This window comes from Candidatus Edwardsbacteria bacterium RifOxyA12_full_54_48, from assembly GCA_001777915.1.
GTDB lineage: Bacteria > Edwardsbacteria > AC1 > AC1 > EtOH8 > UBA2226.
Map to the genome: position 1 here is coordinate 416,496 of MFFN01000004.1, position 21,798 is coordinate 438,293.

The following is a 21,798-nucleotide window of genomic DNA, read 5'->3' on the forward strand; positions in this document are numbered from 1 at the left end:
CGGCCATGTCCCTGCAATAACAACCTCACCCCTACCCCTCTCCTAAAGCATTAGGAGAGGGATGCCATCAGGCAGGGTGAGGTCAAAAGAACCCCACCGTCCCCTCCTTGATCAAGGAGGGACTATTAAAAGAACCCCTTCCCTCACGGGGAAGGGGCAGGGGTTAGGTCAAAGAGGCATGGATACCCATGCCTCTTTTTCTTTATCCCAGATAGGGATTGAAATAATCTATCTTCGTTTTCGGCAATTCCTTTTTGAACAATTTGATCAGCTCCGCGATGCCCCTGGCCCGGCCCCCGGGCCGGGGGATGGTCCGGATGTACCACCAGGGATCGATGGACAGATTCCTCATCTGGACCATGTCCACCCTATGCTGGGCAAACAATCTTAAAAGCCCCTCGGCCTCCCGCTCCCTATCGGTGTATCCCGGAAGTACCAGCAGGTTGATGCTGACGAACAGCCCGTGGTCCTTGGCGGTCTTGATGCTCCTCAGCACGTCGGAATATCCATAATTGACCGGCCGATAGTAGGCATCATAGCATTTTTTGCTGGAGGAATTCAGGCTGATCCGCACCGAGTCCAGCCCGGCCGCCGCCAGGGTCTTGATCCTCTGCGGGCTGTAGCCGTTGGTGTTCAGGTTGATGGTGCCGCGATCGGTCTGCCTCCGGATCAGTTTGACGGCCTTCCCGATGGTCTCGGCCTGCAACAGCGGCTCCCCCTCGCAGCCCTGGCCGAAGCTGGCGATGGGCGACGGGGCATTCTGCAGATGGGGAATGGCGATGGCTGATATCTCTTCCGGTGTCGGCACGAATGATAGCCGGTCCTGCGAGGCGCAGCAGCCCTCTTTTCCGGCCGGCTGCCAGGACAGGCAACCCAGGCACCGGGCGTTGCAGGACGGCGAGGTGGGCAGGGGCAGCTCCCAGCGGCGGTAAAAGGTGTTCTTTCCGGCAAAGCAGTGATACTCCAAGGCGCAGCGGGCCAGCTGTTTTAACAGCCGGTTGTCCGGCTCCAGTTTCAAACGCTGCTCGACTAATTTGATCAGCTTCTTGTCCTGCTCCGGGCTGTGCAGTTCGGGATCGGCCTTGGGATTCTTGGCCACCAGCCTGGCCGCCCCGCAGATCTTCCCTTTATGCCAGGCCACCGCGGTGTAGGACCACAGCGGCAGCAGCGGATCGGACGACCGCTCCAGATAGGCCGGCATCAATGTCCGGGTGTAGCCGGCCGGCATGAAGGCCGCCACCGGGTAGACCTTTTTGTTGCCCAGCTTCTCCAGATAGACCTGATTGCCGTCGAACTCGGAAACGATGATCCCCTTTTTGATCACGAACAGCTCGCTGCCCTCCGGCAGGGGGATCATCTCCCCGGCCGGGATGGGGACAAGGTCCCCGCCCGACAGGCCCAGGGCCTGGTGTTGGGGGGAATCGAAGATCCGGCCACTGGTATCGGCGTAAAGAAGATTTGGCATGCTGTGATTATACGGAATATCCTAGGGTTTGTCAAACCAATTGAACTCAAAGACCAAAACAATATAAGTAGAAATAATTATAATATACTTATTGACATTAGGTAAATTTTATTGTATACTGCAAGAAATTATCGTAACACTATATATAGGGAGGAACAATGAAAAAAGTTTTAGGGGTCCTTTTGGTATTGTTGTGCTCATCTCTTGTATCCCAAGCCGCAAGCCTTTGGCGCTGGACAGCCGACGAAAACATTACCAACTCACCACTTACATCCGATTGGGGATCCCAAATATTGCCATACTGGTTTAGTTATAGCAACAGTCAGCATATGATAGCCGCACCCAGCGCTACCGAATTTCCAATACATGTTGTATGGGGTAAAAAACCTTTAGACGATTCGGATTATTATCGTTTATACCATAAGAGCAAAACACTATCCGGCTGGTCTGATGAAACGCTACTAACACCGGCACCGCTACATCTCCACAACCAATTCCCATCCTTTTCTGTTGCAACAAACTCCACGGGAAATTTTGTTTGTGTTGTATGGATAGAGGAATCTAGAAATATAAATGGGAACATTTTAGGACAAGTATATACTAAAACATCTAACGATTACGGTCAAAGCTGGTCTGGCCCAGTTCAAATAACAATATTTGAGGTAAACCATTTTTGTTATATGCCAGATGTAGCCATTGGAAATGACGGAAATATTTTTTTCACTTGGCACCAAGGTTGGCTTTGGACTAATTATAAGATTGGTTTTGCGCATTATCAATATAACGCCGAATTAGACCAGTTAACCCAGATAAAATATTATGATCAGATAGATCCCACATCCGATATTCACGGCGGAATAATTCCAAGCATAGCAGTAGATCCAAACGGATATTATGTTCATATAACCTGGCTACAGGAGCTGTCCTCTAATTCCTCCTTAAGAATATTATATAGGAATTATAACATTCAATCAGAAAGCTTAGGTTCTATTTCAGAAATTATATCCCAGCCAGGTCTGCAAACGGAACAAATGGATCCGCCAAGCATATCATGTTCCCAAAACGGAACACCCTATGTGCACATAATGTGGAGTTATGATGCAACCAATTCGGGTTCTTTCGCAAGAGATATATATTACAAACGCTCAACAGATAATGGATCTACATGGAGCAATCAAACCTTACTTTCCAGCAATTCATCGGACAATATTGTCAGCGGGTGTCCTACAATATCAGTCAGTGGCGCTAATAGCAACATTATCGATTTATTTTATAATGAACACGATAAAACAAATATAGATCCAAATTATAATAAACTCTATTGGCGACGTTCAACAAATGCCGGTCTTTCGTGGGGCAACATAACGCTTGTTCCAACAAGTAGTTATTACAATAATTCGGGCAGTGTTTCCACTGGACATAATAACACAGCAAACTTTATTATACAAAGTACCAGAGATAATAATTTAGAACTGTATTATAAAAAATATTATTTAAATAATACCCCCGATTATTCTGATAGAGGGATTAACCAGAATCCCGCCGTTACAAATATTAAATCAAAAATATCGATTTCGCCAAACCCCGTTAAATCATTAACAAATATAACTTTATACACGAATAATGGTGAAACTCCTTTTGAAAATATTCAAATATATAACATACAGGGAAGGCTGGTACGCAACCTGAAAATCAATAATTTAAATAATATTATTTGGGATGGTACTGATAATAACAGTAAAAAACTGCCATCTGGTGTATATATTTTACGTGCCTCCAATAATGGAATAGAAGTTAGTGCAAGAGTTATGCTTGTTAAATAGAAATCCAAAGGCAATAAACGCCCTAGCCATTATGGCTGGGGCGTTTGACTTTAATGAATATTGTTCTTGATTTACATATATACTATGATCAACCATACCACCTTATAAATGGAGAGTGCCATGAAAGTAAATCGTTTGTTATTTATCCTGGTCACTGCCGCCCTGACTGGCTCCCTGGCCCTGGCCGCCACCGCCCCGGGCAAAAGGGCCCCGGCATCCAAGATCATGTCGCAGAAGACCCTCAACGCCAACGCCTGGACCATCTACACCACCAACTACGGGCCGATGGTCAATCCCGGGACCGGCAGCGGGGGGTTCTGGCGCAACCCGGCCCACGGCTACATTTACGGCGCCGGATTGTGGGTGGGCGCCCAGAATTCAACCGGCACCAAGATAGTGGCCGTGGGTTACAACCCCAATAGCGGCGCTTCCGAATTAGGTCCGGTCAGTCTGGATGACAGTTATGAAAATTATCTGACCGACCAGTTCGCCCGGGTATATCTCTCCACCGATCCCACCGACTACAACGACTGGCCGGTGCTGGACGGCGGCAAGAAAGTGATCCGGTCAGTTCAGGACAGCTACTGCAAATACAGCGACGAGAATCCCCAGTTCACTACCAGCGGGGACAGCGTTCTTCATGTGGTGGTGGAGCAGTTCTCCTACGCCTGGAATTACGCCGATAATAACGATATTATCTTTTTCTATTTCAAGGTAAAAAACAAATCTTCCCAGATATTGAACAACGCCTATCTAGGCCCCTGCGCCGACTGCGATATCGGTGATGAATCTGACGGCTCCCCTAACGACCGGACCCTGTTCGACTACACCCGCAACCTGGCCATGCAGTTCCAGACCGAGCCCGAACCGGGCTGGGACAAGGTGGGGGTGGTGGGCTTCCGCTATTTCGAGAGCCCGGTCAACAATACCGGAGATACGGTGAATGTGATTGATAACCAGTTCTCTCATGCCATCGCCCCCGGTGATCCCTTGGGGATGACCGCCTTCAAGATATTCACCCTGGCCCAGGATCCCAAGACCGATGAGGAGCGCTACCTGGAGATGTCCGGCGTCAATTATTGGGATCTTGTCAATGATGCCTACGACGAATGGGGTGCTGTTATGCCGGATGACAAGCGGTTCCTGATGTCCAGCGGACCGTTCGTGTTAAAGCCCGATTCGGTGGTCACCACCTGCATCGGCATCATCGGGGCCCTGGACACCACGGCCCTAAAAGTAGCCTCGGATGTGGCCCAGACCATTTACGACAACGGCTTCGTCATGGCCGATGCTCCGGCCTCCCCCTCCTTCGCCTTGACCGCCACCGCCGGGGATGGCCAAGTCTATTTAAGCTGGAACAAGGCCCTGGAGAACACCCCCGATCCCTATTGGGCCATGCTGGCGGATGCCAAGATATGGAACCATTACTTCCCCGGCACCTGGAGCAAATTGCCGTCCGCCAGCCAGCTGCTGGTGGATTCCTTCGAGATCAAGACCGGCGTTTCCACCTCCGCCAAGATCGCCCGGGGCGAAGCCAATCCCGGAACGGATACCCTGAATGCTTATTACAACCAAAAAGAACTTTATGAGCCGTATGATCTTCAGGGCTACCTGCTCTACCGGGCCGACGACCTGTCCGGGCTGAACGATCCGGTCCAAAGGGTCCCGGTGGGCACCCTCGATTACGGCAGCAGCGGGGCTTTCGGTTATTTTTACGACAAGGCCGACGGGTACCAGATCGTTCTGGATATCGACCAATATGCCTACGTCACGCCAGACACCACCTATTACCTGCCGATCTACGACACCCTCGGCACCGACCGGGGGCTGGTCTACGGCCTGGTGGACGACGGGCTGACCAACGGCCACTGCTATTATTACGGCATCTCGGCCTACGACTACCAGCCCAACGTTTATTTCACCCGCAAATGCCCCACCACCATGTCCAGCGATCCGGCGCTTTACGCCCAGGCGGTGACCCCGGCCGCCCAATCCCCCAGCTATGTTCCGCCCAATATCGCCATCCGGGTGGACGGCGGTTCGGACCTTCGTTACGGCGGAGCATTGGATTATTTCCAGAACCTGTTGGCGGCCGATCCCAAGGCCGTGCCCGACGACAGTTTCAAACTGCACTGGGGCGAGATGGGCAGGTATTCCAGCGGGGGATACAATTATCCGGTTTATCAGGGGCGGCTCTACAGTTCCGGTGATTCTCTGATGGATTCGCTGACCCTGGTGCCCTCCTATAGCTTTTCTGGCGCAGACCCCACACCCAGCTTCAACGGGACGCCCTACGACCAGCTGCCGTTCGGCGGCATAGTCTTCCAGCCATTCCTGCATTATCTGCTAACCCAAGCGGTGGTGGACACGGTGTCGGTCACCGGGGTCTACCCGGCCGACAGCATCTTCGCCCAGGCCTACGGTTCCCTCAACTCCCTGTTCACTGCCTCTGGCACCGCCTGGCAATGGCGGGGTTCGGACTACGAGATCCGCTGGCGGGACAGCAGCGGAACGGTGGGCACCAATCCGGCCGGCAGCATTTTGTGCGCCACGGTGTGGGACATCACCAACAACGTGGAGGTGCCGTTGGAGGACGGGGTGACCAAGGTCAATATGACGAAATCCTCCTGGTGCTTCAATCCGGCGTCCACCGCCGGACGGGCCTACCTGGACAGCGTCAACGCCACAGCGCGGCTGGGGATGTACATCGGCGGCGTGGTGCTGTTCTTCAACCGGGCCAACGGCGCCACCCTGCGCAACATCTCCACCCTGTGGAATTTAAGGCCCCACACCGGCGACGTCTGGACGGTAAAATGTTCCGGCCCCACCACTCCCAGCAGCGGGGCCCTGGCCACTTTCATCATGACCCCGGAGGTCTCGGGCGTGGCCGGCCGGCCGGGGATCGAGGCCCTGAATGTCTTACTGGCCCAGAATGCCCCCAACCCCTTCGGGCATTCCGGCACCAGCATCAGCTATCAGGTCGGCGGCACCGGCTCCTGCCCGGTCAGCCTGAAGATCTACAACATCACCGGACAGCTGGTAAAAACTTTGGTGAGCGAAAACAAGACGCCGGGCCGTTACAATGCAACCTGGAACGGACGATCGGACAAGGGACAAAAGGTATCGGCCGGAATTTACATCTATCGCCTGCAGGCGGGAGAGAAAACTTTGACCAAAAAAATGGTGCTGGTAAAATAAACTTAAACCCTCTCCTAATGCTTTAGGAGAGGGCGGGGTGAGGTCAGCCCCGACCGTCGTCGGGGCTGTTATGTTTATTCTTGACAAGGGCCATCCCGGGATATATCATAGAGCAATAACAATATTTATTTCCCAAACCAATCGGGAGATGCCATGAAGGTTTTTCGCCTGGCCCTGCTTTGCTCGGCGGCAATCATTGCCGCCTTCGGCCCGCTTTATGCCCTCCCCTCGGGCAAAGTCCCGCCCCAACCCAAAACCATGTCAAGCCGGGTGCTCAATGCCAACGCCTGGACCATCCACACCTCCAACTACGGGCCGTTTGTAAACCCCGGGACCGGAAGCGGAGGGTTTTGGCGCAACCCGGCCCACGGCTACATCTACGGCGCCGGGCTGTGGATCGGCGCAATAAAAAATTCACGGGATACCATATTATCTAATGGTTTCAATTTTGGTGCTTCTGAGTTCAGCCCGGTAAGCCTGGACGACAGCTATGAAAACTACCTGAGCGACCCCGGGGCCAGGGTTTATCTTTCCACCGACCCGGTCGATCACAATGACTGGCCGGTTCTGGATGAAGACGGGAAGAAAGTGATCCGGTCCGTTCAGGACAGCTACTGCAAATACAGCGACGAGAACCCGCAGTTCACCACCAGCGGGGACAGCATTCTTCATGTGGTGGTGGAGCAGTTCTCTTATGCTTGGGACTACGCTGATAATAATAACGTTGTTTATTTTTATTTTAAAGTGAGGAATGTCGGCAAAAAAATTCTGAATAATGTATACCTGGGACCGGCCGTTGACTGCGACATCGGCGACGAATCCGGCACCAATGCCAACGACCGGACCATCTTCGATTACACCCGCAACCTGGTCATCTCGTTCCAGAAAGAGCCGGAGCCGGGCTGGGACCAGGTTGGGGTGGTGGGCTTCCGCTATTTCGAGAGCCCCCTTAACAATACCGGCGATACGGTGAATGTGATCGACAACCAGTATCCCCACAAGATCGCCCCCGGTGATCCGCTGGGGTTGACCGCCTTTAAATTAGTCACCCTGGACACTGATCCCGCCGTCGACGAGGAGCGCTACCTGATGATGCAGGGCATTAATTACGCGAACCTGGTCAAAGACGCCTATGACGAGCAGGGGGCCTTTGCTCCTGATGACAAGCGTTTCCTGATGTCTAGCGGGCCTTTCATTTTAAAACCCGACTCGGTGGTCACCACCTGCATCGGCATCATCGGGGCCCTGGACACTGCCGCCCTAAAAGTAGCATCGGATGTGGCCCAAGCCATTTACGACAACGGCTTTGTTTTGGCCCAAGCCCCGGCCGCCCTGGGGTTGACCGTCACCCCCGGCGACGGGAAGGCTTACCTGAGCTGGGACAAGACCGCCGAGACCACTCCCGATCCGCTGTGGGCCCAGCTGCCGGACAGCTCGGCCTGGCACAGTTACTTCAGGGGCACCTGGCAGTACCTGCCGGATTCGGCCAAACTGCTGGTCGATTCCTTCCAGATAAAGACCGGGACGGCAACCTATGCCAAGATCGCCCGGGGCGATCCCAATCCCGTCGGCGGCACCGACACCAGCTTTGCCTTTTACCGCCAGAAGGACCTTTATCAACCCTATGACTTCCAGGGATACCTGATCTACCGGGCAAATAATATTGCAGACCTGAATGATCCTGATAAAAGATGCCCGGTGGGAACCTTTTACCGCAGCAGTCTGGGGGCCGGAGGATATTTTTACGACAAGAACGACGGCATCCAGATCGTGCTGGACACCCGCCAGGCCTCCTACTTCACCATCGACACCACCTACTACCTGCCGGTCTACGATACTCTCGGCACCGACCGGGGGTTGATCTACGGCCTGGTGGATGAGGGTTTGGCCAACGGCCGCACCTATTACTACGGCGTCTCGGCCTACGATTACCAGCCCTACGTCTGCTTCACCCGCAAATGCCGGACCAGCTCCCAGGGCGATCCCCGGGACAATGCCCGGGCGGTGGTCCCTTGGAAGGATCCCATCGGCTACCTGCCTCCCAATATCGCTGTCCGGGTGGACGGCGGCTCCGACAGCCGCTGCGGCGGCACGCTGGATTACCTGGATGGCCTCCGGGTGATATCGCCCGATGCGGTCCGGCGCGACAGCTTCAAGCTGCGCTGGGGGGCCATGGCCAAATATTTCAGCGGAGGAGTGAATTATCCGGTCTACCGGGGCGATCTTTACAGCTCCGGCGGATGGCTGGTGGATTCTTTACGCCTGGTCCCATCCTTTGAAATCTATGGCAGCGAGCCTACCGCCAGCTTTATCGGGACCCCCCAGGACCAGCTGCCCTTCGGGGGGCTGGCCTTCCAGCCGTTTCTGCATTATCTGTACACCGGAGCAGTGGTGGACACGGTGTCGGTCACCGGGGTCTATCCGGCCGACAGCATCTTCGCCCAGGCCTACGGGCCCTTTAACACCCTGTTCACCGCCTCGGCCAACGCCTGGCAGTGGCGGGGCTCGGATTTCGAGATCCGGTGGCGGGACAGCGTGGGGACGGTGGGCACCAACCCCTCCGGCAGCATTTTGTGCGCCACGGTGTGGGACATCACCAACAACGTGGAGGTGCCCCTGGAGGCCGGAGTGGCCAAGGCCAGCATGACCATGTCATCCTGGTGCTTCAACCCGGCGGCCAACGCCGGCCTGGCTTACCTGGACAGCGTCAACGCCACCGCCCGGCTGGGGATGTTCATCGGCGGCGTGGTGCTGTTCTTCAACCGGGCCAACGGCGGGACTTTGCGCAACATCTCCACCCTGTGGAGCCTGCGTCCCCACACCGGCGATATCTGGACCGTTCACTGTTCCGGGCCCACCACTCCGTCCGAAGGAGCCGTGGCCACCTTCATCCTGACCCCGGCGGTGCCCGACGACGGCCTGGCCCATCTGCTGCAGAACTTCCCCAACCCATTCGGAACCTCCGGCACCAAAATTCATTACCAGGTCAGCGGTTCCGGCGCCGAGGTGAACCTCAAGGTCTACAACATAACCGGGCAGCTGGTTAAGGCCCTGGTCAGCGGATATAGGGCCCCGGGATATTACCAGGCCGTCTGGAACGGCCGGTCCGAGAACGGCCACAGAGTCTCAGCCGGCATATATATCTACCGCCTGGAGACGGCGGGAAAGGCCGTCTCCAGAAGAATGATACTGATAAAATAACCCAGACCCATATACAAAATTTATTGCGAGTCGTCCATGAAAAGATCCATTCTTGCCCTCACGCTCTTGGCTCTGCTGCCCGCCGCCCAGGCATCCCTGGCCGCCCTGCCGGCCGGAAAACCACTGCCGGCCGGAAAATCGCTGTCCGCCCGGGTGCTCGACGCCAACGCCTGGGAGATCTGGACCTCCAACTACGGCCCCTTTGTCAATCCCACCATCGGGCCAGGAGGCTTCTGGCCCAAGGGCTCCGGACACAGTTATATCTTCGGCGCCGGCCTGTGGGTGGGGGCCATCGATGCCAGCAACAGCAAGGTCGTGTCGGTGGGATACAACACCAGCAGCGGAGGCCACGAATTCGGGCCGGAGCCCTGGGAATCCTATCTGACCGACCCCCGGGCCAGGGTCTACCTGTCCACCGACCTGCTCGACCTGGCCGAATGGCCGCTGGTGGCCGACGGCAAAAAAGTGATCCGCTCGGTCCAGGACAGCTATTGCCGGTACAGCGATCTCAACCCCGCCTTCACCAGCCTGGGCGACAAGCAGCTTAAAGTGCAGGTCGAGCAGTTCTCCTATTCCTGGAATTACGCCGACAACAACGATATCGTCTTCTTCTACTTCAAGGTCAGGAACCGGAGCGGCACCACCCTCCGGAATGTCTATCTCGGACCGGCGGTGGATTCCGATATCGGCTATGATCCCTGGGATGACCTGGTGGCCTTCGATTACCTCCGCAACCTGGCCATGCAGTTCCAGAACCTGCCCCAGCCGGGCTGGGACCAGACCGGGGTGGTGGGTTTCCGCTTTTTGGAAAGCCCCGTCAACAACACCGGGAGCACCGTCAGCGTCATCGACAACCAGTTCTCCCATTACATCCCCTCCGGCGATCCTTTGGGGATGACGGCCTTTAAAACATTCACCTCGGAGCATGAGCCGACCACGGACGATGAGCGCTACCTGGAGCTTTGCGGCATCAACTTCTGGGACATGACGGGCGACGCCTACGACGAGCTGACCGATTACTACGGCGACAAGCGCTTCCTGATGTCCAGCGGGCCCTTCAACCTGGGGCCCGATGCCGTCTGCGCCACCTGCCTCGGGATCATCGCCGCTTCGGACACCCTGGCGGTAAAGATCGCTTCGGACGTGGCCCAGATGATATATGATAACGACTTTGCCCTGGCCAACACTCCAGCCGCCCCCGTCCTGACGGTCGCCCCGGGCGACAAACACGTGATCATCGGCTGGGACCGCCGGGCCGAGACCACTCCCGACCCCTACTGGCAGGGCATGCCCGACAGCATGGGCTGGTATGCCTACTTCCCCGGCACCTGGGAGTGGCTGATGCCCTCCAGCCGGCTGCTGGTGGATTCGTTCAAGGTCAGGCTCAGCGACACCAGTTCGCTTAAAATGCCCCGGGGCGGGGCCAATCCAGGGACCGACACCCTGATGGCCCGCTACAACCAGAGAAGCCTGTATGTCCGGTACGATTTTCAGGGCTATCTGGTCTATCGGGCCCGCCGCCTGGACGACCTGGCCTATCCCGGCCAGCGGGAGCCGGTGGGCACATTCTACACCGACCCGGACACCGGCTTGATCGACAGCACCCTGAGCTACGGAGGGGGCGCCGGTTATTGCTACGACAAGGTGGACGGAATCAAGATCGTCATCGACCTGGTCCCCAACATCACTTATCTGCCCTGGACTTCTTATACCAGCCCCAGGCTGGACACCCTGGGTACCGACCGCGGCCTGGTCTACAGCCTGCGGGATGAAAATGTGATCAACGGCTTCGGCTGGTACTACGGGGTGGCGGCCTATGATTATCAGCCCAACGTCTACTTCACCCGCAAATGCCCCACCACTCTCAGCAGCAGCCCTGTCGAGAACGCCGTCTATGCAGTGGCCCGGAAGCCCTTGGCCGACTACCGGGCCCCGGCGGTCAGCTATACCGTCACCGGCGGCTCGGACATCAGGACCGGAGGAACGGTCGATTACGAGTACACCTTGACCCTGGTGCCCAAGAAGGTCAACAACGATACCTTTCGGCTGGTATGGGGTCCGGTCACCAAGGCCGGCATCGCCGGGATAAACTACCCGGTATATCATGCCGAGCTGTACGACCGGCGCCTGGACAACCTGGGGGTCCCGGCCGACAGCATACTGCAGTCCATAAACTTCCGGCCAGCCTATGGTGTTCTGGGCAGCGATCCGGCGGCCACCTTTCACGGAAACCTGGGAGACCAGATCCCCTTCGGTGGGGTGGTGTTCAACGCCAGCTACAAATTCGACCCGGCGCTGGCTAAGGTGGACACGGTATCGGTCACCGGCACCTATCCGGCCGACAGCATCTGGTGCCAGGTCCAGGGCAGCTCTTTGTTCACCGCCACTGCCAATGCTTGGCAATGGCGGGGAGCGGACTATGAGATCAGATGGAAGGATACCACGGTGGCCGCCAGGGCCTGCCTGACCGCTTCGGTTTGGGACCTGACCAACAACTGGGAGGTGCCCCTGGAATCCGGCATGACCAAGGCCAGCATGACCCAGTCCTCCTGGTGTTTCAACGCCACCGCCAACATCTGCACCACTTATGTTGACAGCGCCATGAGCACCGCCTATCACAGCCTCTACCTGGCCGGGATCTCTTTATTCTTCAACCGCCGCAACGGGGGCACCCTGAGAAGGATGGTTTGGAGCCAGCGGCCGCACACCGGCGATGTCTGGACGGTACACTGCCCCGGGCCCGGCAACCCGGTTCAGGGCGGAACGGTGACCTTCATCACCACCCAGGCCTCCCAGAAAGCGGTCCTTTCGGCCAGCCTGCTGGACAGCATCAAGGTGGTGCCCAACCCCTACTTGGTGCGGGCCGGCTGGGATGTCAGCGGCAATTATCCCAAGCTCCATTTCGTCAACCTGCCGGCCAGGTGCACCATCCGGATCTACAACCTGGCCGGTGACCTGATCCGGGTGCTCAACCACCAGTCCACCTTTAATGACAACAACGGCACCGAGCGCTGGGATATCCTTTCCACTTACGATGAACGTCCCGCCAGCGGGGTGTTCATTTACCAGATTGATGCGCCGGGCATCGGCACCAAGCTGGGCAAATTCGCGGTGATCAAGTAGCGCTCCGAAAAAGCCCCGCTTCAACGGCGGGGCTTTTCATTTGCATTCGGTCGGCAAAAATGGTATCCTTACTCTCGTTCAAAGATCAAAGGATTTTTAATTTATGTCAGTATTCGAGGTCCTGAAAGAGCGGGGCTTCATCCAGCAGATGACCCATGAGGATGAGATCCGCCAGCTCCTGGAGAAGGAGAAGGTCACCTTCTACATAGGTTTCGACCCCACCGCCGACAGCCTGACCGTCGGTCATTTTTTACAGTTGATGGTGATGAGCCATATGCAACGGCACGGCCATAAGCCCATTGCCCTGCTGGGGGGCGGCACCACCATGGTGGGCGACCCCTCCGGCAAGAGCGACATGCGGAAAATGCTGGGCAAGGAGGACATCGCCCGCAACGCCGAGTGTTTCAAAAAACAAATGGAGAAATTCATTGATTTCTCCGGCGGCAAGGCCATCATGGCCAACAACGCCGACTGGTTGCTGGGCCTGAATTATGTGGACTTTTTAAGGGAGATCGGATCCCACTTCTCGGTCAACCGGATGCTGCAGGCCGAGTGTTTCAAGGCACGATTGGAGCGGGGCCTGACATTCATGGAGTTCAATTACATGGTGATGCAGGGCTATGATTTCCTGGAGCTGTACCGCAGACATCACTGCACCCTACAGCTGGGCGGGGACGACCAGTGGTCCAACATCATCGCCGGGGTGGAGCTGGTGCGCAAGATCGAGGCCCGGCCGGTCTTTGGAATGACCTTTACTTTGCTGACCACCAGCGACGGCAAAAAGATGGGCAAGACCGAAAAGGGCGCCGTCTGGCTGGATCCCCAAAAGACCCCGCCCTACGATTTTTACCAGTACTGGCGCAACGTGGCCGACAGCGAGGTGAAAAGGTGCCTGGCCCTGCTGACCTTTCTGCCCATGGACCAGGTCAACCGCCTGGGGGATCTGAGGGACCAGGAGATCAACCAAGCCAAAAAGATACTGGCTTACGAACTGACCAAGATGGTGCACGGAGAGGACGAAGCCCAAAAAGCCCAAAAGGCCGCCGAAACATTGTTCGAGGGCGGGGCCGATCTGCAGGATGTCCCCACCTCGCCCATAGGCCGGGACCTTCTGGGCAAAAGCATCATCGAGGTTCTTTTCGCCTGTCAGATCATACCCACCAAGAGCGAGGGCCGCCGGCTCATCGCCCAGGGCGGACTGTATGTGAACTCCGCCAAGGTCGAGAGCATCGACCTGAAGGTCACCGGCGAATTGTTCCAGGATGGGATGATGATGGTCCGAAAAGGAAAGAAAGGATATCATAAGGTGGTGCTCAAATGAACCAGACCAAGGCCCGGTTGAACAAATATCTCTCCATGTGCGGCGCGGCCTCCCGCCGCAAGGCCGACGAGATGATATCCCGCGGACAGGTGCGGGTCAACGACAAAGTGGCCGACCAGCTGGGCACGGTGATAGACATCTACAACGATATCGTCACCGTCGGCGGAAAAACCTTGCGCCTGCCGCAGCGGGTCGGTTACTTCATCTTCAACAAACCGGCCGGCTGCCTCTGCTCCAGGGGCGACCCCGAGGGAAGAAAGACCATTTACGACCTGCTCCCCCCTAACCTGAGAAAACTGAAATACGTGGGACGGCTGGACAAGGACACCGAGGGGCTGTTGCTGCTGACCGACGACGGGGACATGATAGAGTACCTCACCCACCCCCGCAACGAGATCCCCCGGACCTATCAGGCCCTGGTCCGGTGGATCCTGCGGGACAGCGATGTTGAGCCTTTAAGAAAAGGGGTTGATTACCTGGGGGAATCCTACCATCCGGCCCAGGTTAAGATCCTGTCTATCGACCGGCCCAAGAACAACACCCTGCTGGAGATCACCATCAAGGAGGGGAAGAAGCGCGAGGTGCGGATGATGCTTCGGGCCCTCAACCTTCATGTGGACCATCTGAAGAGGGTTGCCTTCGGGCCGCTGAGGCTGGACAATACTCCGGTCGGCCAGCACCGGCCCTGCAAGCCCAACGAATTGGAACGGCTCAGGAAGATCTCCAAGATAAAAGCCCCGCTGTAAGGCGGGGCTTTTGCTTTTTTAAGATCGAGCCGGAGATCTACCGGGCCGGCTGGGCCGCTGCCAGGGGCGTTATCTCGAAATGGTCGCCGCTGAAATCCTGGCAGTTGACGGGAACCTTGATGCCTTCTTTTCTGGCCTCCTCGGCGAATTCGCGGTAGGCCTGGCCGCCATCCCCGGCATGCATCGGGAATACCGCCCGGGGCCGCAGTTTCTCCATGGCGTAGAATGCCCCCATCCGCACCGCCACCACATCGCCGAAGTTACAGCCGGTCACCGGCATGAACATTATGTCGATGGGACGGCCCAGCCCGGCCATAAAATCGATCTCCTCCTTGTATGGTCCGGAAAAATCCCTCTTGCGGTTGGCATGGTCGCCCGGATGGCAGATGGTGACCCCGTCGACCGTCACCAAAAATCCCTGTCCGCTGTCATTGGATTCGATGGTGGTGATCTCGGCCCCGCCGATGCTCCGGCTCTCACGGGAGGCCAACTGGGTGAATCCCTCCTTGTCCCGGGGCGCGAATCCCATCACGTAGGTAATGTCGCTCAGGTCCTTTCTCCAGTCGAATATGGCCGGCATGTAGTGGTCGCCATGAACATGGGAGGCGAAAACAATCACTTTGACCCCTTTTAGTTCTTCCGGCAAAATGGAGCCGTTGGCCAGACCCGGGCTGTCGGGCAGGCGGCCGTTTTTGAAATAGTCGAACACCAGCAGATGACCGCTGGTCCTGACGGCCCATCCGCTGTGCCCCAGGTACCAAACCGCTGCCTGGCCGTTTTTCAGCGGCTTGGACATCGGAGCGATCAGGCCCTCTTTCACCGCCTGCTTGCTTCCCTTGGCCCCTTTTGTCTTTAGCAGCGTTGCGCAGGCGGTCTGGCCGTATTGAATGGCATAATCGAGCGCCGTCTTGCCATCTTTGTCCTTGGCGTTGACCGCCACCCCCTTCTCCATCAGCAGGCCGGCAACATCGCCGTAGCCTTTGATGACAGCGTAATGGAGCAGGTTCCGCCGCTCGTTCCCATACTGCCCGTCAACGCGCGCACCTGACCCGATGAGCTCGGCGGCCAGGGCCAGATTCCCGCAGTTGACGGCCATGAACAACGGGGTCTGGCCAGCGGCGGTGACAGCATTGACATCGGCCCCTCGTGCGATCAGTGCCCGGGCGCCGGCGGTGTTTCCCTGGAGGCAGGCATTGTGGAGCGGGGTCCGGTCGCCGTCGGTCTTCTGGTCGACCGGTACGCCGTGGTCCGCCAGAAAGTCGATCAGATCCTTGCCGGCTTCCCAGGCTGCCGTGTGCATCAGGGTCCAGCTGGCGGGAAATTGGTTCCGCGGGTTCATCTTGGTTGTTGCTCCAAGTCGGATCAGTAATTTGACCGCCTCGGGCTGCCGCCGCTCCATAGCCAGCGAAACCACCGTATTCCCCACCCGGCTTAAGGAGTCGTTGACATCCGCTCCCTGGGAGACCAGAAATTCGACCATAGGCAGTCGTCCCAGGGCTGCAGCGTAATACAAAGGTGTTTCATTGTCGCTTTCCCTGGCATTAAGATCGGCTTTTTGGGACAACAGAAACTTGGCCACCTCTAGGTGGCCGTTCCCGGCGGCAAAATGAAGCGGCGTCAATTGGTAACTGGTATCGCGTTCAGTTACGGAAGCACCCTTTTTCATCAAATATTTGACGATATCCAACTTCCCCTCAAAGCAGGCTGTATGAAGGGGCAGGCGGCCTCGGGCATTGGGAACCTTTATGGCGGTTTTATCTTTTTCCACGATCTTCTTCACCGCCGTCAGGTCGCCGGCCTGTATTGCGGCATGAATATCGGTTTCAAGCGCCATCGTTGTCGCTATAGTTTGTATCAGCAGCAGCCAGAGCAGGGAAAAAATAGCTTTTTTCATTTCCGATCTCCTAATGGTTTAAATGATGTATGGGATGAGTTCTCAAATCCCCCGGACAATCGCTCTGCGCCCTTCCGCTAGCTTTTGGTGGTGACCGAGACCCCTTCGCAAAGCAGTGGCGGGACCCGGGCCCCTTCAAAAGACGGATAAAGCGTATCCCCCACCTCCAGCACGTTGGCCAGCGTTTCGTAGATGTTGCCGGCCGCCATGGCATTCTTGACCCGGCCCACTATCTGGCCGTTCTCCACGTAAAGGCCGGGGCTGATGCCGATGGAGTAGTCCCCGTTGGGAATGTTGCCGCTGTGGGCGCCCATCGCCCCTTCGATGATGATGCCGCGGTCCATCTGGGAGATAAGTTTTGCCAGGGACGCGGTCCCCGGCTTTATAAATAGGTGCCCCAGGAACGGTCCGGGCCTGGTGGTCACAGGGTCACCCCCCCAGATGTCGCCCCGGTAACCGTGGCCGGTTGGGGTGGCGCCGGTTTTTTCCGCATACTTGAGGTCGTAGAAAAAGTCCTTCAGCACCCCCTGTTCGATCAGGGAAAGTTTCTTGCAGGGCACTCCTTCGTCGTCCCAAGACCGGGCGCCGGGGTAGGCATCGTTGAGCGGATCATCGAAGATGCTCAGCTTCGGGCTGAATATTTTCTGCTCCAGCTTCCCGGCAATAGGCGAGATTTTTTCGTAAAGACTGCGGCCGCTTAAGCCGCTGGCGATGCGCCACAACAGGGTGATCATGCTGTCCGGCATGAACAGCACCTTCATCCGGCCGCCCCTCGGTTGAACGGTCTTTTGCCCCTTCCCGAACAGGTCCGTCATCTCGGCTATCAGGGAATCCGGCATTTTCCCAATTGACCGGCTCCTGACCTCCCGGCTTATCCCGCTGCCCGAACCGGGGAAGATTATGGAACTGTATGAGCCGGCCGTGGAATTCCGCTGGCCCAGATCGGCGCCCTTGCTGTTCAGTATCCGCAGGTAATCCACGCTGACATAAGCGCCGGCCATTATCTCTCCGGCGGCTTTGGCCTTAAGGATCTCGCAGACCCGTTTGGCCTCGTCCACCAGTTGTTCATTGGTCAGCTTGGCGGCCGCTGGATCACACGTGCCCAGGTCCTTGCCTTCCTTGGTATCCGGCAGGTCGTAATGCGCTTCCACCCCTCCCCGGAGCGAGTCCAGGGCGTTGTCCAGCAGACCCTGCCGGTCGTTAAGGTTGCGGGTATAGGCAAACCCCAGTTTGCCGTCCTTGATGATCCGCAGCGAGACCCCCGACAGGAAGCTGGTCCTTATGTCGTACAGCTTGGCATCCTGAAATGACACCGACCTTGCGGTCTGCTCGGCGGAAAACACCTCGGCCTGATCGGCAGCCCTGCCGGCCATTTCCAAAAGCTTTTCCATCAGATGCCCCCCACTATCAGGTTATCGATTATTATATGAGGCCCCCCGTTGCAGGAACGGATGTTGCTCTGCCCCTTGCCGCAGCCGCCGATCTTGGAAAGCTCCAGATCGCTGCCCACGGCGCTGATATCCATCAGCGTCTGATACAGGTTGCCGGAGATGTTTATGTCCCGGACCATCCGGCCGATCTTGCCCTGCCTGACCTCGTAACCGTAGTTGGCTCCGAAGGTGAAGTTCTCGCCGGATGTCTGGCCGCCCTTGGCGTCCAAAAGGTAAAGCCCGTCCCCCATTTCCTGGAGCAGTTCCTCGAACCCTTTCCCCCCGGGCTGGATGTAGATGGTGCCCATCCGGACTATCGGCGCATACCGGTAATCCTCGGCCACGCAATGGCCGCTCACGGGTTCCCCGAACTCGGCCGCGGTCCTCCGCGAATGAAGCCGGCCGGCCAGCACCCCGTTCTTGATCAGCTGGACCGGGCGCACCGCCACCCCCTCGTCATCGTATTTATAGAACCCGAGCTGTCCGGGACGGGTGGCGTCGTCGATGATGTTGAGCGTCCTGTTCCCCAGCTCGGCCCCCAGTGTCATTCTTTCCCTCATGGCCGGCAGTGTTTCCACGATGTCGGCCTCCGAGAAATGGCCGAAGGCTTCGTGGGCAAAGACCCCGGCCAGGCTGGGATTTAGGATACAGCTGTAGGATCCGCTTTTCACCGGCTCGGCCGACAGCAGGTCCAGAACCAATTTGGTCTTTTCTTCAAAATGTCTTTCCTGCCCCCTGATGGCGCCGAAGCCGTCGCTGCCTCCTATCCCCACCCTGATGTTCTGGGTCAGGCTGCCCTCCCGGGCGGTGATCAGGCCCCGTATGCTGGTGGTCACCAGGTCTTCCTGGATCCGGCTCCCCTCGCTGTTCAGGTAGAACTTTTTCCGGTAGACCTCGCTGTAGGCAATGCTGGTGTTCACCACCTTGGGCTGGGCCAGCGGGATGTTGTTGTACCTTCGCATCAACTCCAGCTTTTCCGCCATCGGGATCTGCCGGGGGTCTTCCCCCAGCTTTGGGGAAAAAACATCCCGGACCGCTTCGGCTTTGGCCATCCGGACCGGTTTTGCCATGTTCCGGCAGAACAATGCTGCGTTCTCCGCCGCCGTTCTGACCGCGGCTTCGGCCTCCTCCGGCCGGGTGAAGGCCACCGAGGCCATGCCGCCATGGTCCAGGGCCCGGACCACATATCCGTCGCCGGAATTGGCCGACAGGGTGGTCAGCTCCTTTCCGCTGAAGCCGATGGCGGTCTCCTTCACCTCTTCGTAGCGGATGTCAACATAGTCAGCCTTGGCTCCGGCCAGCATCTTCTCCAATTTATCGAACATCGTATCTCCAGTTTAAATGATTAATGATAAAATATTCCTGGCGCTTTGAAAATTAGAAATACAGCAGGTATCTGGCTTTAATGGCTCCAATGATATACCTCTGGGTCATTTCGCCGTCGGGATTTGAACCGTAATCAAGTGAATTGTAATCGTTCAAAGCCACGTACAGCCAACTTTTTGGGGAGAAGTTCCAGGAATATAAAAGCCCAAAACGATCCGAATAAAGACGGGTCTTTTCGAAATTGCTTTCCGGGGTGGTGCCTACCATCTCGTTGAATACCGAAAGCGTCATTTTGGCGGTTATCCGGTAATCCATCCTGGGGCGGAATATAGGAGTCATGGCTACGATCTCTTTGCCGGGATCCCATTCGACCCATAACATAGAAGTCAGGGTGGTGCTTAAGGGCGAGATGATGGAATAACTGAATGTCAGCCAGTTCGACCCCTGGTATGCCAGGTAGTTCCTGGCGTAATTGTAACTGTAATTGTAATCGCAGCCCCCGTTGATGTTGTTCCCCATCAAAAAGCCCCAGAAATTGAAACTCATGTCGCGGCTGATATAGTTTATGCATTCTTCCCTGCCAACAAAGGGATTGTAGATCAATTCGTAATTTCTTCCATAATTCAACTCAAGATTTGCCCCCCAGTTATTCCTCCAGTTTGGATTGATGGAAAAATAACCGGCGGTGGACCATTCGGGACAGCCCGGCTCCCGCACCCGGGCGATGCCCGGCGCGATGTAAAGATTACGCAGCGATGCTTGCCGGAACGTCCAAAAAGGTCCTCCGATGAACAACGCCCTCTGTCTGCCGGTCCAGGGGACGTAGCCGATACCCTCTACGGAGAATGAGTCATCCACCGCCTCATATGCCGACATGATCAAGAACTTGTCGATGAATCCGCGGAAGCCGGTGCTTACCGCCATCCCCTTTTTACCCGACTCGTCGCTGTAGGCACCCTGCAGGATCAACTGGTTTGGTCCTTTGCGCAAAGAGGCATCCAGCCCTGCGGCGTAGTTGTATTCGTCCGCATTGGCAGACATGCCGCTAAACAGCAATCCTATATCAGAGTTGTTTAATACCCTTCTGGTCGCCCTCAAAACTCCGAATTTCCTTTCCGGCTCTGTCAGCGGCAGACCCCGATAGGAATAATCATATTTCTCGGTATACGCCGCCAGAGCCCCAATATTCCAGCCTTCGGTTTTGTGGGTCACCTTCAATCCTCCGATGATCGGCACCGCACCGCCGTCGATGGACTTCCCCACCCGGCGGGAATAAAAAATATTGAGCGGCTGAAAGAAACCGCTGCCCTGGAATTCCGAAAAGCGGAATATCTCCCGCCCCTCCACAAAGAACGGCCGTTGCTCCTGCAGATAGGTGGGATAGCGGGAAAGGTTGACCGAGGACGGGTCCGATTCTATCTGGGCAAAATCGGGGTAGGCCGTGGCATTGATGCTGGTCTGCGGGGTCAGGTCCCATTTGGCGGTCAGGCTGCCGTTTACCTTCCTGGCAGTTGTTCTTCCCTTAAAATCCTCATAGCGTAAAAACCCTTCGGGATACAGCTCGAAATAATATCCCGAAGACCGGGGGTTGATGTTCTGGGCCACCCCCCATCGAGACACCAGATCGTCGTCCTTTTGGGTAACCTCGGTCCAGTAATCATCCTCGCGATTGGTGGCGATGTGCCGGGCGAACTGAACGCCCCAATTCATCAAGCCCTTTTTATAGCGCAATGTCTTGAAGGGGATCTTCATCTCCACCTCCATCCGGTCGGGATACATCTTAACCGAGTTGTACCAGACCCCCTCCCAGGAAAGGTCCTGGCTGCGTCCGTCGTCCATGATCAGCCCGTCCCAGAAAAGGCCGCTGCCGAAAACCAAAAAGAAATACCCGCCGGTCCGGCTGCCGAAAGGATCTATCTTGATGGTCACATAGTCCTCATCCTTGGTGAAGCAGGCCACCGGGGGATTTTTGTCTGCATGGCAGCGAAAGGCCACATATAGATTTTCGGCATCCTGAAGCAGGTAGACCACCGTCCGCTCGGTCGGAGCGGTCTTTTCATATGGGGTATGCTGGATGAAATTGATTGCTGAATCGCCCGATAGCCAAAGATCCTCAATTATGCCATCGATTTTCGGCTCAATATCCGTTTGGGTAATATTGACGCTTTTTTGTGGTCTGTTTTCTTCCTCTTGGGCCCGAGCGGCCATGGATGATATTACTAGGAAGAAAAACAGTAAAAAAACATGCTTTTTCATGATTGCTCCATAATG

General features: G+C 56.5%; 10 protein-coding genes. 5 read left to right on the forward strand and 5 right to left on the reverse strand.

Annotated elements, in window-relative coordinates:
• Positions 1-202: 202 nt before the first annotated feature.
• The gene (locus A2273_03535; protein ID OGF07552.1) at positions 203-1,465 is read right to left on the reverse strand and encodes a hypothetical protein; all 1,263 of its coding nucleotides are present in this window, start codon (positions 1,463-1,465) and stop codon (positions 203-205) included.
• 1,943 nt (positions 1,466-3,408) lie between these two features.
• On the opposite strand from A2273_03535, the gene A2273_03540 reads away from it, so the two are divergent.
• The 5 genes from A2273_03540 to A2273_03560 all read left to right on the forward strand — a co-directional run bounded on the left by A2273_03540 (position 3,409) and on the right by A2273_03560 (position 14,877).
• A complete protein-coding gene (locus tag A2273_03540; GenBank protein OGF07553.1) occupies positions 3,409-6,486 on the forward strand; it encodes a hypothetical protein in 3,078 nt (1,025 codons plus the stop codon).
• Positions 6,487-6,639: 153 nt separating this feature from the next.
• The gene (locus A2273_03545; protein OGF07554.1) at positions 6,640-9,687 is read left to right on the forward strand and encodes a hypothetical protein; all 3,048 of its coding nucleotides are present in this window, start codon (positions 6,640-6,642) and stop codon (positions 9,685-9,687) included.
• A gap of 36 nt (positions 9,688-9,723) precedes the next feature.
• The gene (locus tag A2273_03550) at positions 9,724-12,810 is read left to right on the forward strand and encodes a hypothetical protein (GenBank protein OGF07555.1); all 3,087 of its coding nucleotides are present in this window, start codon (positions 9,724-9,726) and stop codon (positions 12,808-12,810) included.
• A 103-nt stretch (positions 12,811-12,913) separates the two neighbouring features.
• Positions 12,914-14,131 carry a tyrosine--tRNA ligase gene (locus tag A2273_03555; GenBank protein OGF07556.1) on the forward strand — a complete coding sequence of 406 codons (1,218 nt, stop codon included), beginning with the start codon at positions 12,914-12,916 and terminating at the stop codon, positions 14,129-14,131.
• On the forward strand, positions 14,128-14,877 hold the full coding sequence (locus A2273_03560; protein OGF07557.1) for a hypothetical protein: 750 nt from the start codon (positions 14,128-14,130) through the stop codon (positions 14,875-14,877). The genes A2273_03555 and A2273_03560 overlap by 4 nt, the downstream gene beginning before the upstream one ends.
• A 37-nt stretch (positions 14,878-14,914) precedes the next feature.
• On the opposite strand, the gene A2273_03565 is transcribed toward A2273_03560, so the two are convergent.
• The 4 genes from A2273_03565 to A2273_03580 all read right to left on the reverse strand — a co-directional run bounded on the left by A2273_03565 (position 14,915) and on the right by A2273_03580 (position 21,783).
• Positions 14,915-16,771 (reverse strand): hypothetical protein, encoded by a 1,857-nt coding sequence (locus A2273_03565; GenBank protein OGF07558.1) that lies wholly within the window; start codon positions 16,769-16,771, stop codon positions 14,915-14,917.
• A gap of 77 nt (positions 16,772-16,848) precedes the next feature.
• Positions 16,849-18,162 (reverse strand): hypothetical protein, encoded by a 1,314-nt coding sequence (locus tag A2273_03570; GenBank protein OGF07559.1) that lies wholly within the window; start codon positions 18,160-18,162, stop codon positions 16,849-16,851.
• Positions 18,162-19,526, reverse strand: a complete 1,365-nt coding sequence (locus A2273_03575) for a Zn-dependent protease (GenBank protein OGF07560.1) — start codon at positions 19,524-19,526, stop codon at positions 18,162-18,164. Before A2273_03575 ends, A2273_03570 begins: the two co-directional genes overlap by 1 nt.
• Before the next feature lie 52 nt (positions 19,527-19,578).
• Positions 19,579-21,783: a hypothetical protein gene (locus tag A2273_03580; GenBank protein OGF07561.1), complete on the reverse strand. Its 2,205-nt coding sequence runs from the start codon at positions 21,781-21,783 to the stop codon at positions 19,579-19,581.
• Positions 21,784-21,798: the final 15 nt, after the last annotated feature.

Coding starts and splice junctions, on each gene's coding strand:
- A2273_03535 (OGF07552.1), bottom strand. CDS start 1,465: ATGCCAAATCTTCTTTACGCCGATACCAGTGGCCGGATCTTCGATTCC.
- A2273_03540 (OGF07553.1), top strand. CDS start 3,409: ATGAAAGTAAATCGTTTGTTATTTATCCTGGTCACTGCCGCCCTGACT.
- A2273_03545 (OGF07554.1), top strand. CDS start 6,640: ATGAAGGTTTTTCGCCTGGCCCTGCTTTGCTCGGCGGCAATCATTGCC.
- A2273_03550 (OGF07555.1), top strand. CDS start 9,724: ATGAAAAGATCCATTCTTGCCCTCACGCTCTTGGCTCTGCTGCCCGCC.
- A2273_03555 (OGF07556.1), top strand. CDS start 12,914: ATGTCAGTATTCGAGGTCCTGAAAGAGCGGGGCTTCATCCAGCAGATG.
- A2273_03560 (OGF07557.1), top strand. CDS start 14,128: ATGAACCAGACCAAGGCCCGGTTGAACAAATATCTCTCCATGTGCGGC.
- A2273_03565 (OGF07558.1), bottom strand. CDS start 16,771: ATGAAAAAAGCTATTTTTTCCCTGCTCTGGCTGCTGCTGATACAAACT.
- A2273_03570 (OGF07559.1), bottom strand. CDS start 18,162: ATGGAAAAGCTTTTGGAAATGGCCGGCAGGGCTGCCGATCAGGCCGAG.
- A2273_03575 (OGF07560.1), bottom strand. CDS start 19,526: ATGTTCGATAAATTGGAGAAGATGCTGGCCGGAGCCAAGGCTGACTAT.
- A2273_03580 (OGF07561.1), bottom strand. CDS start 21,783: ATGAAAAAGCATGTTTTTTTACTGTTTTTCTTCCTAGTAATATCATCC.